We start from the raw sequence: 13696 nt of genomic DNA on the forward strand, positions 1-13696 counted from the left end.
GCGGCAAGGAGCGCGCCTGCTGCCAGTTTGCGAGCAATTCGCATATAGATGAGACCTGCTTTCCGAAGTTCGAGAATGCCCTTCGCCCGTTGCGATCGCAACGGAACTTTCCAACGCGCAACACTTTATGACGCCGATCACGTCCCAGGCCAGTTCCGGGATGGTCACGGGTTGGACACGTCGTTCTCGGACTCCGGATCGCGGCTATCTGTCGCGCAATCCGCCGGGCAGCATCGCGGACAGGAACTTGAGCGCGTAGGCGATGGCGAACAGCACCAGCACCGCCAAAGGCTGGATCAGCATGGACCAGGACATGGGTTTCAGCTCCCTCATTCGGCTGTATTCGCGGCGGCTTCGGCGAGCCCGGGTTCCCGGACCGATCGCGCCCGCCCGAGCCGGAAGACCACGCCCTTCTCGTACTGGGCGACCACCCGCATCGACGAGGCCGACAGTGCCCCGAGAATCACCGCCAGGCCGATGAGCCAGGCGCCCAGCAATAACAGAACGTCCATTGTTCGCTCCGCGAATTTCGCGCTGCGCCTTGGGAATATCTGCGCGGCGTGCCTCCATCATGGCACTGTGGCGTCGGCCACGCGACGGTGGAAACCAGATGGTTCGCCGAACGGCGGGAAGTACAGGCGGACGAGTCGGTCTGTAAGCCGGATCCTGTCCCGGTGGAATCACCGGTGACGGTCATCCATCTGGGCACACCGTTGCCGGGTACCTCGAGCAGTCCACCCGCAGGCTCGGGCGAGCAGCCCTCGAACGCCTGCGCAGCCGCACTCTCGCGAGTGCGGCCTTCGACCTTGCTCCGGGCGGGGTTTACCTAGCCGCACCGGTCACCCGGCGCGCTGGTGCGCTCTTACCGCACCGTTTCACCCTTACCGGTGGTGTCCTCCGAGGAGCACACCGCCGGCGGTTTGTTTTCTGTGGCACTGTCCCGCGGGTCGCCCCGGGTTGCCGTTAGCAACCGCCCTGCTCTGTGGAGTCCGGACTTTCCTCGACGACGGGCAGCGGCATTCTCATGCCCGTTCCCTTCGCCGCGACCGCCCGACCGACTCGTCCGCGCCACCAATGTACGGTAAGGGGCCATGGAGCGTGTCGAGGTGGGGTTCTCTTCCGGTGGTGAACAGTGCGCGGGGTGGCTGTATCAGCCGGATGGACCGCCGAAGCCGCGTCCGCTCGTGCTCATGGGGCACGGGCTGGGGGCCGATCGGGAAATGGGTCTGGATCGCTACGCGCGCCGGTTCGCGTCGGCGGGAATGGCGGCGCTGGTCTTCGACTACCGGCATTTCGGGGCCAGCGGCGGTGAGCCGCGACAGGTCGTCAATATCAAGAAGCAGCGCCAGGACTGGCATGCGGCGATCGCGTTCGCACGCACCCTACGAGGTATCGACGCCACGCGAATCGCCCTGTGGGGCAGTTCCTTCGGCGGCGGGCACGTATTGAGCGTGGCGCCCGACGATCACTACATCGCGGCGGTGGTGGCGCAGTGCCCGTTCACCAGCGGCTGGTCCTCGGCCATGGCGAAGGGGCCGATCAGCCTGGTGAAGACGGGGACGGTGGCCACCACGGATCTGCTGGTGGGCCCGATCATTCGCAAGCCGATCCGGGTGCGGCTGGCGGGCGGGAAGCACTCCTCGGCGCTGATGAGCGCGGCGGATGTCCCCTTCGGATACGGGCGGCTGGCCGAGGAGAGCTCGCAGTACCGGCCGAAAGTGGCTGCGCGCGTCGGCCTGTCGACCCTGTTCGACTCACCGGCCCGGCGCACCAAGGACATCAAGGCCCCGGTGTTCTACGCGATCTGCGACAACGACACCGTCGCGCCCGCCGGACCGACGGCGAAGGCCGCCGAACGCACGAAACACGCTGTGGTGAAGCGCTATCCGATCGGCCACTTCGACATCTACTTCGACGACTGGTTCGAGAAGGCCGTCTACGATCAGACGGAGTTCCTCTCCGCCGTGCTGCGCCCCTGATCCTCGGCGGGATCGCGCACCGGCAGGAACGGTTCGTGCTCGGGCGGCAGGCCGCGTTCGATGCCGCGGGCCCGGGCCAGTTCGGCGTCGAACGCCGCGCCCAGCAGCACGGCCAGATTGCTGAGCCACAGCCAGATCAGGAAGACCACGACGCCCGCCAGGGAGCCGTAGGTCTTGTTGTAGGAGCCGAAATTCGCCGCGTAGAAGGTGAATCCGGCCGAGGCCACCAGCCAGATCACCACGGCCAGCACGCTGCCGGGGCTCAGCCAGCGGAATCCCGGCTGCCGGGCATTCGGGGCCGCCCAGTACAGCAGCGCGAACGTCAGACTCACCAGCACCGCCAGCACCGGCCATTTCGCGAGATCCCAGATCTGGACGGCGGTTTCGCCCAGACCGAGCCAGTCGCCGACGCGATCGGCGATCGCTCCGGTCAGCACCACACCGACGAGGACCGTCGCCAGCAGCACCATGAGCAGCAGCGTCAGACCTATCCGCAGGGGCAGCAGTTTCCACAGCGGACGACCCTCGGGGATCTCGTAGATCGCGTTGCAGGCCCGCATGAACGCGCCGATGTAACCCGAGGCCGTCCACAGCGCCACCACCAGACCGGCAATGGCGAGCGGACCCGCGAGTGACTGCGAGCCCTGGAGTTCGGTGATGGCGGAGACCAGCAGATCGGTGCCGCTGCCGGGGCCGATCCGGCGGATGGTGTCGATCAGCGACCGCGTGGGTTCGGGGCCGAGCAGACCGAGCAGGGCGGTGAGCACCAGCAGCGCCGGAAAGATCGACAGCACACTGTAATACGTGAGCGCGGCCGCCCAGTCGGTGAGCTTGTCGTCGATGAGCTGACGTAGTGTGCGCTTCAGCACCGACCACCAGGACCGCTTGGTCAGATCCGTGGGACCTTCCGGCGGGCCGGGATCGATCGTGACCTGCTCGGGCATGTGCCACCTCCGGTGACGCCGTGATACCCGGCGGCACCGAGCGCAAACTCACAGATACGAGGTGTCGTTCACCAGTCGGACCGACGCTCCCCCATCGGGATAGAACTCGGCGATGGACAGCGACGCCAGATCCAGGTGCAGCCGGTACAGCAGCGACGGGCCGACGCCGAGCGCCAGCTGCAGCAGCGTCTTGATCGGCGTCACATGGCTCACCACAAGCACATTCGCGCCCGGGTACAGGGCGACGAGATCACGGCGCACGCCTTCGATCCGCTCCCGCACCTGATCGAAACTCTCGCCGCCCGGCGGGGGCAGCGACGGATCACCCAGCCACCGCTCGTGCAGTTCCGGATCCTGGTCCCGCGCCTCCAGGAACGTAAGCCCTTCCCACGCACCGAAATCCGTTTCGATCAGCCCGTCGAGCACCCGCACCGGCACCCCGAGCGCCTGCCCGGCCGCCTCCGCGGTCTCCCGGGCACGGCCGAGCGGCGAGCACACGATGGCCGCGATTCCGCCTTTGGCCGCAAGCATTTTCGCCGCATGGGCCGCCTGTTCCCGGCCCAGCTCGGTCAACGGCGGATTACCGCGGCCCGAATACCGCCGCTCCACCGACAGTTCCGTCTGCCCGTGCCGCAGCAGCAGGAGCCGAGTCGGACGCCCCATGGCCCCGGTCCATCCGGGCGCGGTAGCGGTGCCGCCCGGGGCGGGCCCGGTGGTGCCCGCGGCGCTGGATGTCGTCCCTGCCTCTGCGCGTACGGAATTCGTGGATTCCGTGGGCTCCGCCGTCTCGGCCGCGGCGGGCGTATGCAGGGCCGTCCGCACCTCGTCCACGAGGTGCGCGTCGTCCATGGCCTCGTTGGCCAGTTGATCCGCGTGTGAGTTCTCCGCGCGCGGAATCCACGCGAAGCTCACCCGATCGAATCCGGCCACCAGCTGCCGGGCGCGCTCGGCCAGCGGAATCATGGCCTCGTGCTTGACCTTCCAGCGGCCCGACATCTGCTCGACCACGAGCTTGGAATCCATGCGCACCGACACCTCACGTGCGCCCAGCTCGGCCGCCGCCTCCAAACCCGCGATGAGACCGCGGTATTCGGCGACATTGTTGGTGGCGGTGCCGAGGAATTCCTTACGCTCGGCGAGCACCTGCCCGCGACTGTCGTCCCAGACGACCGCACCGTACCCGGCGGGGCCGGGGTTGCCCCGGGAGCCGCCGTCGGCCTCGACGATCACCTTGTTCATCCGCGCTGCTCACCCTTCGTGCTGCTCATCGGTCACCGGTGCGCGGCCGTGAACTCACAGCCCGGAGTGCTTGGTGCGGACCAGGATCGCGTTGCATTCGGGGCAGCGGACGACCAGGTTGGGGTCGGCCTTGGCGATGCGGGCGATCTCGCCGCGGTCGAGTTCGATGCGGCAGGCGCCGCAGCGGCGGGCCTGCAGGAGAGCGGCGCCGACGCCGTAGCCGGTGCGCTGTTTGTCGTAGGCGGCCAGGAGTTCGGCCGGGAAGACGGCGGTGAGGGCGGCGCGGTCGGAGTCGCAACGCTGTTGGGCGACAGCGAGATCGGCGAGCGCCTCGTCGCGGCGGCGTTCGGCGTCCACCAGGTCCTGGTCGGCGCGGTCGAGGTTGGCCCCGGCGTGATCGTGGTCGGCGGCGGCGGCCTCGCGGCGCTCCATGACCTCGATCAGATCGTCCTCGAGGACCTTGCGGCGGCGCTCCAGGCTGCCCAGCTCGTGCTGGAGTTCGGACAGCTGCTTGGCGTTGACCGTGCCGGCGGTGAGCAGGCCCTTGTCGCGCTGCTCGCGCTTGGCGACGGCGTCGATCTCACCCTCGAGTTTGCGGATGTCGCGGTCGAGATCGTCGATGAGGATCTCCACCTTGACCGCAGCGTCCTTGCGGGCGGTGCGCTCGGCCTCGAGAGTTCGCACCTCCTGCTCCTCGGGTAGCACCTTGCGGCGATGCTCGATCCGGGTCAGTTCGGCGTCGACGGCGGCGAGGTCGAGCAGCTTGGACTGGATCGATGGTTCGGCATTCAACGCGGAAGGTCTCCTGGACGCTATGGACGGTTCAAGACTCCCACCGTACCCGCCCGGCGGGGTCCCGATCCCCAACCCGGCCACAACCAGGCAAAACGGGCCTGGTTGGGGATGCGCGGCCGGAAATCCACTGCCGGTCAGGAGCCCGATATGCGAGGGTCGAAGCATGGCTGAACATGTGTACGAGGTCGAGGTCACTTGGGCCGGCGCGACCACCGGCTACCGCTCCTACTCCCGCAACCACGAACTCCTCGCCGCCGGCCGGCCGCCCATCCCCGCCACCTCCGACCCCAAGTTCCGCGGCGACGCCACCCGCTGGAACCCCGAACAACTCCTCGTCGGCTCCCTCTCCGACTGCCACATGCTCTGGTACCTGCACCTGTGCGCCGAGGCGGGCGTCGTCGTCACCGCCTACCACGACACCGCCCTCGGCGTCATGGACGACGAACGCTTCCAACTCGTCACCCTCCGCCCCCGCGTCACCATCACCGACCTGGCCATGATCGACACCGCCGAACGGCTGCACCACGACGCCCACAAGAAGTGCTTCATCGCCAACTCGGTGAACTTCCCCGTCGCCCACGAACCGACGATCGTCGTGGAGTAGACAACTCTCGTAGCTCTCAGGGGCTCCGCCCCCGAACCCCCAGAAGCGTGCGCTCGGAGGCTCCGCCCCCGGGCCCCAGGGCCGCGCGCTCGGCGGCTCCGCCCCCGAACCCCAGGGCCTCGCGCTCGGCGGCTCCGCCCCCGAACCCCAGGGCCGCGCGCTCGGCGGCTCCAACTCCAATCTTCAGGAGCGAGCGCTCGGCGGTTTCCAGCCCGAACCCTCTGGGGGGGGTGTGGGCTCGGCGTCCGCGCGGTCAGCAGTCGGCTGCGCCGAGGGTCCAGGGGTCGGTGCGGAGGGTGGAGACGCGGGTTTCGACGGCGGGCAGGGCTGCTTTGACCACGGCTTCCGCCTGTGCGCACCAGGGGAATTCGGTGGCCCAGTGGGCGGCGTCGATGAGGGCGGGGCCGCCGGTGCGGAGGTGTTCGTCGGCGGGGTGGTGGCGCAGGTCCGAGGTGACGTAGGCGTCGACGCCGAGGCGGGAGACCTTGGCCAGGAAGGAATCTCCCGCGCCGCCGCAGACGGCGACGGTGCGGATGACGCGGTCGGGGTCGCCCGCGGCGCGGACGCCCCAGGTGGTTTCCGGGAGGGCCTTGCGGACGCGGGCGGTGAAGTCGCGCAGGGATTCCGGGGTGGGGAGTTCGCCGACGCGGCCGATGCCGAGCGGGGACGGGAGGCTCGCGCGTTCGGTGACGTGGTAGGCCGGTTCCTCGTAGGGGTGGGCGGTGCGCAGGGCGGCGAACACGGCGGCGCGGCGGGAGGGGGGTGCGACGACCTCGAGGCGGGCTTCCTCGGCGGTGTGGAGTTCGCCGATCGTGCCGAGGGCGGGGTTCGCGCCGTCCAGGGGACGGTATTGCGCGGTGCCCGTGGCCTGCCAGGCGGCATCGCTGTAGTCGGCGCTCGCGCCCGCTCCCGCGGCGAACAGGGCGGTCAGCACGGTCTCGGCGTGGGCGCGCGGGACGGTGATCTCCCATTTATCCAGTGCGGCAACGGGTTTCGCATCGAGCGGACCGGTGACGGTCAGCCCGATCGCTTCCGCCAGCGCATCCGAGACGCCCGGATCCGCCGAGTCGGCATTGGTGTGCGCGGTGAACAGCGCGCACCCGGAGCGGATGAGCCGGTGCAGCAGTGCGCCTTTCGGCGTATCGGCGGCCACGGTGTCCACTCCGCGCAGCAGCAGGGGGTGATGCACGACCAGCGCCTGCGCATCCCAGGCGATCGCCTCGTCGACCACGGCGGCGGTGGCGTCCACGGCGAACAGCACCCGCGCCACCTCATCGCCCGGATCCCCGGCCACCAGCCCCACCGAATCCCAGGATTCGGCCAGTCGCGGCGGATAGGCCGCATCCAGCGCCGCAATGACATCCGCCAGCCGCACCGCCGTCACCACAACCGAACCTCCTCCGAGACAGTACTTTTCGTCACAACCCGACCTCGCGGACGGCCGCGATCAGCCGATCCACCTCGCCCGCCGACCGCACCGCCAACCGCAGAAACCCGTGCTCCAGCCCGGGGAACGTATCACCCCGCCGCACCGCGATCCCCTTGTCCGCGAGCTTCTTTCGCAACAACTCCGCTTCCGGCACCCGAATCAGCACGAACGGCCCGTGCGCGGGCTCGTGCACCTCGATCCCCAGTTCCCGCAGGCGCGGAATCATCGCCTCCCGATCGGCGGCGATGCGCTCGGCCTTGCGCTGCGACTCGGTCACCGCGTCCGGCGCGGCCGTCGCCACGATCGCCTCCAGTTGCAGCGTCCCCAACGGCCAGTGCGGCCGCCCGTGATTCAACCGTGCGAGCACGTCCGGATCACCGAGAAAGTACCCGCACCGCAATCCCGCCAGCGCCCACGTCTTGGTGAGACTCCGCAACACCAGCACATCCGGATAACTCTGCCCCGCAAGCGATTCCGGCTCCCCCACCACCGCATCCGCGAAAGCCTCGTCCACGACGACGATCCGCCCCGCCCGCCGCAACGCGAGAATGCTCTCCCGCGGATGCAACACCGACGTCGGATTGGTGGGATTCCCCACCACCACCAAGTCCGCCGCCTCCGGCACCCCACCGTCGCCGACTCCCGCCCCCACAGCATCCGCAGCGGTCGCGGCGACCCCGTCGAGGGTGTACGGCGGATTCAGGGTCACCCGCGCCACCGGCACCCCGGCCTCGCGCAGGGCGAGTTCGGGTTCGGTGAAGGACGGGTGGATCACGGCCGCCAGCGTGGGCGCGAGCCGGGGCAGCATGGCGAAACCCTCAGCCGCCCCGGCCAGCAGCAGCACTTCCTCCGGTCGCCGCCCGTGCCGCGCCGCGACCGCAGCCCGCGCGGCCCGCTCCTCGCGAGCATCGGGATACCGGCCCAGTTCCCCGAGCCGCCCCGCGAGCCGCTCCCGCAGCCACTCCGGCGGCCCACTCCCCTGCACATTCACCGCGAAGTCGACCATCCCCGGCCGCGCCTCCACATCCCCGTGATGCCGCAGCTTCTCATGATCGACGCCCGCCACGTAACCGGCCGCGTGCGCGGCGACGTGGTTCTCCGCCCCGTGAGTGTGGGCCGTGCGCCGGCCAGGGCTGAACGTGGCGGCTCGGGTCGGGTCGCCACCTCCGGGTTCGTCGGTGCCGCGTGTTCGCGGCGTGTCCTGGGGCACAGCGGACACCCTACGTGGCCGGATTCGGGGCTTGTCCGAGGCCGGAACGGCCGGGCGTCCGGCTCCTACGGCGAGCGCGTTCCCGGTCATCGCGCGCCCGTGGCCGAACCCGCGGCGAGTGACCCCTGGACTCGCTCATCGCCGGGCTGGACGGGGTCGGCCGGGTATCGGAAAGGATCCGGCGGGCCGGATGGTCATGCCCTCCGGGTTACCCGCGCCGCTGGGACAGCGACGGCACCCGGCGTCGGCCCGGTTCCGAAGTCGCCCACACCGGAAACGGTCCGTCGTGCGGTCCCCGGAAGTCGGGGTGCGCTCGGTATTCTCGCCCTGTGACCGAACCCGATCCGCAGTTGGCCGAACTCGCCGAGCAGACCGCCATCATTCGGGCGGCCTTCGGAGATCTGGACTTCGTGGATGAGTTCGCGGGCGTGAACGACCATCTGGATCAGCTCATCGCCGGACTGGACGAGATCGGCCGCGAGCTGGACGCGGCGCTGGATCGGATCGAGCAGGCCGAATAGGCGCGCCCTCCGGATCACCGCGCCGCGTGTTCTGGGGCACAGGCGAGACCCGACGTGGCCGGGGGCGGGGGGCACCGGACAGAATGGCTGTCGTGGGCGAGCTGCATGTGACATTCGTGTGCACGGGAAACATCTGTCGTTCCCCGATGGCGGAGAAGATTTTCGCGGCGCATCTGGAGCGGGCCGGGTTGGCTGATCGGGTGCGGGTGAGCAGTGCCGGGACCGGTAGCTGGCATGTGGGGGACGAGGCCGATTCGCGCACGACGGAGACGTTGCTGCGGCACGGGTATCCGGTGGGGCATGTGGCCGCGGTGGTCGGGGACGATCATCTGGACGCGGATCTGGTGGTCGCGCTGGACACCGGGCACGAGCGGGATCTGGCGCGGCTGGGGGTGCCCAGCGATCGGCGGCGGCTGCTGCGCAGTTTCGACCCGTACGCCGACGGACGGAATGTGCCGGATCCGTACTACGGCGGCATATCGGATTTCGAGCTGGTGCGGGCGCAGATCGAGGCGGCCGTGCCGGGACTGCTGGAGTGGGTGCGCGAGCAGCTCGGTGAGCCGGGAGGCGAGCGGGCATGAGCGGCGCGAATTCCGGCGGCTCCAAGGTTTCGGGGCTGCGGCGGCTCACCTTCCTGCTGCGGCCGAGCTGGGTGATTCTGGCGATCGTGGTCGCCGGGTTCGCGTACATGTGCTTCACGGTGCTGGCGCCGTGGCAGCTGGGGAAGAACGAGTCGACGTCGGAACGCAATCAGCGGATCGCGGATTCGGTGGACGCCGCGCCCGTGGATGTGAGCGGCATGCTCGGCGGCACCGGTGCGGACACCGAGTGGCGGCGGGTCACCGCGAACGGCAGCTACGTCCCGGATTCGACGGTGCTGGTGCGGCTGCGGCACCTCGACGGCGCGCCCGGGTACGCGGTGCTGGCCGCCTTCCGGCTCGACGACGGCACTACCGTGCTCGTGGACCGGGGCCTGGTCGCGGCCGTGAACGGCACGCGCCCACCGCAACTCGCCGATCCCCCGGCGGGCCCCCAGCATCTCGAGGCCCGCATCCGCGCCTCCGAGGGCGTCATCGACTCCAAGCCGCCCACCACCGAGGACGGCTACCGGCAGGTGTACTCGATCGACACCGCCCAGGAGGCAACGGTGCTCGGCCTCCCCATCACGCCCGTGCCCACCGACGGTCGCGGCGGCTACCTCCAGCTGGCGGAGAACCAGCCCGGCGCATTCACTCCCGTGGCCCTCCCCCAGCTCGACGCCGGCCCCTACCTGTCCTACGGCCTGCAGTGGCTGGCCTTCGGCATCATGGCCCCGCTCGGCCTCGGCTATTTCGTCTACGCCGAACTCCGTGCCCGCCGACGCGAACGCGCGGAAGCGACAACCGAATCCGCGGGCTCGACCGGAACGGAACCGGTAACCAGCACGCCCACCGATTCCCCCGCAGCCGCGGACACACCGGCCACGGCCGAGACAACGGCTGCGGTCCACGCCGACCGAAAAGCCGAATCCGCCAAGCGCAGCAATGAAGCCCGCCTCGCGGACCGCTACGGCGGCACCCGCCGCTGATCGGCGGCCGCACGGGCAACGGCTAACCTCGACCGGTGCGTACGAGGACTGCAACCGCGGCCGGGCTCCTACTCGGCTTCGCCCTGGATCGCGTGCTCGGTGATCCCCGGCGCGGTCACCCGGTCGCCGGATTCGGTTCGGCGGCAATGGCGCTGGAGAAGGTCACCTACCGGGACAGCCGTGCCGCCGGCGTGGCGCACGAGGTAATCCTCGTGGGCGGTGTCACCGGTCTGGGAATCGCGGCGCAGCGTCTCGTGGCACCGCAACGACCGCTGACCGCGCGCCAGGCACGCCGCCTACAGGCCGCCGAAGCGCGGTCGGCCGGTGTGCGGAATCGATCGACCCCCGGACGCACAGTCGGTGCGGTGGCATTGACCGCGCTCGCCACCTGGACCGTGCTCGGCGGCCACACCTTGGCGCGCACCGGCCGGGAGATGGCCGATCATCTGGAATCCGGCGACCTCGACAGTGCCCGCGCGCTGCTGCCGTCACTGTGTGGCCGTGATCCGGAGGTGCTCGACGCCGACGGATTGGCCCGCGCCGCATTGGAATCCATCGCCGAGAACACCTCGGATGCCACGGTGGCCCCGCTGTTCTGGGGCGCGGTGGCGGGCGTGCCCGGCCTGCTCGCCTACCGCGCGATCAACACCCTCGACGCGATGGTCGGCTACCGCAACGACCGCTACCACAACTTCGGCTGGGCCGCGGCCCGCACCGATGATGTCGCCAACCTCGGACCGGCGCGCGTTGCCGGGGTGCTCACCACCGTTCTCGCCCCCGTCGTCGGCGGCCGCCCACGCGATGCCTGGCGCGCCTGGCGTCGCGATGCCGCCCAGCACCCCAGTCCGAATGCCGGTGTGGCGGAGTCCTCCATGGCCGGCGCACTCGGAATCCGCCTCGGCGGCAAGACCGAATACCGCCACGGCATCGAGATGCGCCCGACGCTGGGTGACGGCCCCGCACCCCGGGTCCCGGATCTGCGCCGGGCCGTGCATCTGTCGGAGGCGGTCCAAGCCGCCACCGCGCTGCTGGCCGTGGCTGCCGTCCTCGCCCGCCGCTGACAGCGGCGCACAGCGGATCTGGCCGCGGACTTTCGCCCGACGTCGCGGGGTTGCTGTTGCGTGCGTGCCTACAGGGGACGCCGCGCGGCGGCCGCGGGCCGGGGAATGTCACAGTGGTCGGGGCTGTTTCGTCGGTTCTGTGACAGGGCTTGTCCGGCGGCGGCGGGCAGGTGGAATCGAACTCGGTGAGGTGGCTATGAGTGACGAGCGGGACGTTCCCGATCAGGCGGAGTTGGCGCGGCGGTTCGAGGAACATCGGGGGTACCTGCGGCGGGTCGCCTACAGCACGCTCGGGAGCCTCAGCGATGCCGATGATGTGGTGCAGGATGCGTGGTTGCGGTTGCAGCGGTACTACGAGACCGCGCCCGCGGGGACCGAGATCGAGAATTTGCGGGCGTGGCTGACGACTGTCACCGGGCGGCTGGCGCTGGATCATCTGGGGTCGGCGCGGTCGCGGCGCGAGGAGTACGTCGGGGAGTGGCTGCCGGAGCCCGAGGTGACGCGGTGGGATGACCCGGCGGATCGGGTGTCGCAGGACGAGCGGGTCACCACCGCGCTGCTGGTGGTGCTGGAGTCGCTGTCGCCCGCCGAGCGGACGGCGTTCGTGCTCCAGGATGTGTTCGGGATGAGCGGACCCGAGGTGGCCGAGGTGGTGGGCCGGACACCGGCGGCGGTGCGGCAGTTGGCTTCCCGGGCGCGCAAGCATGTGGAGAGCGGGACGCCCCGGTTTCCGGCCAGCAAGGATGAGCACGAGAAGGTGGTGTCGGCCTTCGCGGTGGCGTGGCGCTCCGGGGATCTGAGTGCGCTGCTGGGCGTGCTGGATTCCGAGGTGACCTTCACCGCGGACGGCGGCGGGAAGGTCAACGCGTTCCGGCATCCGCTGCACGGCGCGGATCGGGTGGCGACCACACTGCTCGGGTTCCTGGGCTTCGCGACCAAGGTCGGTGGGGCGTGGGGTCGTTCGGTGCTGGTCAACGGGGCGCCGGGGCTGGTGGTGTTCGACGGGAAGAGCATCGGCGTGTTCTCGTTCACCATCGACGACGGCCGGATCACGAATATCGATGTGGTCCGCAATCCGGACAAGCTGCGTGACCTGCCGCTGGACGGGGATCCGGACTGGGCGCTGCGCGCCCCGGAAGGCTTTGTGGCACCGGAGGATTCGGCCGGATAGTCCGGAGCGGAACGCGGACCGGCGGGCGGCGGTCAGTTGGGCGAAGCGGCCGCCGCCACCAGCCGCATACCGTGTGCCGCGGCGACCTCGGGCGAGTACAGCCGTCCCGCGTCGGCTGTCAGCCCCTGGGCCAGACCGGGATCCGCCGCACAGGCCGAGCGCCAGCCGAGGTCGGCGATGGACCGCGCATAGGGCAGGGTGGCGTTGGTGAGCGCGACGGTGGCGGTGTGCGGTACCGCGCCGGGCATGTTGGCCACGCAGTAGAACAGTGAATCCGCTACGGGGAAGGTGGGATTCGCGTGCGTGGTCGGGTGCGAGCTCTCGAAGCAGCCGCCCTGGTCGATGGCGATGTCCACCAGCACGGAGCCCGGCCGCATTCCCGCGACCAGGTTGTCGGTCACCAGTTTGGGTGCGCGAGCGCCCGGCACGAGGACCGATCCGATCACCAGATCCGCTGCCAGCACCGCCTTTTCGACCTCGGACGCATTGGATCCGATGGTGGTGACGCGGCCGGAGTACAGCGCGTCCAGCTCCCGCAGCCGAGTGAGGTTGGTGTCGAGCACGGTGACCAGCGCGCCCATGCCCAGGGCGACGGTCGCCGCATTGGTTCCCGCGACGCCGCCACCCAGCACCACCACGTCCGCGTGGCGTACGCCCGGCACCCCGCCGAGCAGTACGCCCGCACCGCCCTGCGGCGACATGAGGTGGTACGCCCCGACCTGTGTCCCGAGTTTCCCGGCCACTTCGCTCATGGGCGCGAGCAGGGGCAGTGAGCCGTTGGCGCCGCGTACGGTCTCGTAGGCAATGGCGGTGGTGCCGGACGCGAGAATGGCCTCGGTGCATTCCCGGGAGGCGGCCAGGTGCAGGTAGGTGAAGAGCACCTGCCCGGCCCGCAGCCGCGGGTATTCCACGGCGATGGGCTCTTTCACCTTCATGATCATATCGGCGAGGCTCCACACCTCCTCCGCGCCGAACACCACGCGGGCTCCGACGCCGGTGTATTCGGCGTCGGTGAAGCCGGAGCCGCTGCCCGCTCCGGCTTCGATCAGCACCTCGTGGCCGTGTCGCACCAGTTCACCGGCACCGGCCGGTGTGAGTGCGACCCGATACTCCTGTTCCTTGACCTCCCGTGGCACCCCGATCCGCATACCTGCATCGTGGCCCAACGAAGTGCCC

General features: G+C 70.0%; 15 protein-coding genes and 1 other RNA gene. 7 read left to right on the forward strand and 9 right to left on the reverse strand.

Translation table 11 applies throughout. The features are described from left to right. Positions 1-204: 204 nt before the first annotated feature. The 3 genes from JK358_RS39915 to rnpB all read right to left on the reverse strand — a co-directional run bounded on the left by JK358_RS39915 (position 205) and on the right by rnpB (position 1062). Positions 205-333: a hypothetical protein gene (locus JK358_RS39915; protein WP_269811769.1), complete on the reverse strand. Its 129-nt coding sequence runs from the start codon at positions 331-333 to the stop codon at positions 205-207. Continuing rightward, positions 330-512 carry a hypothetical protein gene (locus JK358_RS08380; RefSeq protein ID WP_201945296.1) on the reverse strand — a complete coding sequence of 61 codons (183 nt, stop codon included), beginning with the start codon at positions 510-512 and terminating at the stop codon, positions 330-332. Before JK358_RS08380 ends, JK358_RS39915 begins: the two co-directional genes overlap by 4 nt. Before the next feature lie 127 nt (positions 513-639). Continuing rightward, an RNA gene (gene rnpB, locus JK358_RS08385) (RNase P RNA component class A) lies at positions 640-1062 on the reverse strand. Positions 1063-1091: 29 nt separating this feature from the next. Here rnpB and JK358_RS08390 point away from each other — a divergent pair. Next, positions 1092-1979, forward strand: coding sequence for an alpha/beta hydrolase (locus JK358_RS08390; protein ID WP_201945297.1), 888 nt, complete (start codon positions 1092-1094; stop codon positions 1977-1979). Here JK358_RS08390 and JK358_RS08395 read toward each other — a convergent pair. From JK358_RS08395 to JK358_RS08405, 3 genes are read right to left on the reverse strand one after another with little or no spacing between them, the layout of a single operon-like run. Next, complete coding sequence (locus JK358_RS08395; protein WP_201945298.1) at positions 1943-2923, reverse strand: YihY/virulence factor BrkB family protein; 981 nt, start codon at positions 2921-2923, stop codon at positions 1943-1945. The two genes, JK358_RS08390 and JK358_RS08395, sit on opposite strands and share 37 nt — an antisense overlap. Before the next feature lie 48 nt (positions 2924-2971). Then, a complete protein-coding gene (locus tag JK358_RS08400) occupies positions 2972-4162 on the reverse strand; it encodes a bifunctional RNase H/acid phosphatase (RefSeq protein WP_201945299.1) in 1191 nt (396 codons plus the stop codon). A gap of 54 nt (positions 4163-4216) precedes the next feature. Further along, positions 4217-4954, reverse strand: coding sequence for a zinc ribbon domain-containing protein (locus tag JK358_RS08405; RefSeq protein ID WP_201945300.1), 738 nt, complete (start codon positions 4952-4954; stop codon positions 4217-4219). Between the two features lie 166 nt (positions 4955-5120). On the opposite strand from JK358_RS08405, the gene JK358_RS08410 reads away from it, so the two are divergent. Then, positions 5121-5561, forward strand: a complete 441-nt coding sequence (locus JK358_RS08410; RefSeq protein WP_201945301.1) for an OsmC family protein — start codon at positions 5121-5123, stop codon at positions 5559-5561. A 253-nt stretch (positions 5562-5814) separates the two neighbouring features. Here JK358_RS08410 and JK358_RS08415 read toward each other — a convergent pair whose 3' ends face one another. Beyond that, positions 5815-6945: a Nif3-like dinuclear metal center hexameric protein gene (locus tag JK358_RS08415; RefSeq protein ID WP_201946208.1), complete on the reverse strand. Its 1131-nt coding sequence runs from the start codon at positions 6943-6945 to the stop codon at positions 5815-5817. Positions 6946-6979: 34 nt separating this feature from the next. Continuing rightward, positions 6980-8056 carry an Rv2231c family histidinol phosphate aminotransferase CobC gene (gene cobC, locus JK358_RS08420; RefSeq protein ID WP_504739705.1) on the reverse strand — a complete coding sequence of 359 codons (1077 nt, stop codon included), beginning with the start codon at positions 8054-8056 and terminating at the stop codon, positions 6980-6982. 473 nt (positions 8057-8529) lie between these two features. On the opposite strand from cobC, the gene JK358_RS08425 reads away from it, so the two are divergent. The 5 genes from JK358_RS08425 to sigJ all read left to right on the forward strand — a co-directional run bounded on the left by JK358_RS08425 (position 8530) and on the right by sigJ (position 12520). Next, on the forward strand, positions 8530-8721 hold the full coding sequence (locus tag JK358_RS08425) for a hypothetical protein (RefSeq protein ID WP_201945303.1): 192 nt from the start codon (positions 8530-8532) through the stop codon (positions 8719-8721). 83 nt (positions 8722-8804) lie between these two features. Further along, positions 8805-9302, forward strand: coding sequence for a low molecular weight protein-tyrosine-phosphatase (locus JK358_RS08430; RefSeq protein WP_201945304.1), 498 nt, complete (start codon positions 8805-8807; stop codon positions 9300-9302). A gap of 35 nt (positions 9303-9337) precedes the next feature. Then, positions 9338-10288, forward strand: coding sequence for an SURF1 family cytochrome oxidase biogenesis protein (locus JK358_RS08435; protein WP_201946210.1), 951 nt, complete (start codon positions 9338-9340; stop codon positions 10286-10288). A 35-nt stretch (positions 10289-10323) separates the two neighbouring features. Continuing rightward, a complete protein-coding gene (locus JK358_RS08440) occupies positions 10324-11349 on the forward strand; it encodes a cobalamin biosynthesis protein (RefSeq protein ID WP_201945305.1) in 1026 nt (341 codons plus the stop codon). Between the two features lie 196 nt (positions 11350-11545). Further along, positions 11546-12520 (forward strand): RNA polymerase sigma factor SigJ, encoded by a 975-nt coding sequence (gene sigJ / locus JK358_RS08445; protein ID WP_201945306.1) that lies wholly within the window; start codon positions 11546-11548, stop codon positions 12518-12520. 32 nt (positions 12521-12552) lie between these two features. Here the strand turns inward: sigJ and ald are convergent, their stop codons facing one another. Continuing rightward, positions 12553-13668: an alanine dehydrogenase gene (gene ald, locus JK358_RS08450; RefSeq protein WP_201945307.1), complete on the reverse strand. Its 1116-nt coding sequence runs from the start codon at positions 13666-13668 to the stop codon at positions 12553-12555. Positions 13669-13696 lie beyond the last annotated feature (28 nt).

This window comes from Nocardia acididurans, from assembly GCF_016741815.1.
GTDB classification, from domain to species: Bacteria; Actinomycetota; Actinomycetes; order Mycobacteriales; family Mycobacteriaceae; genus Nocardia; species Nocardia acididurans.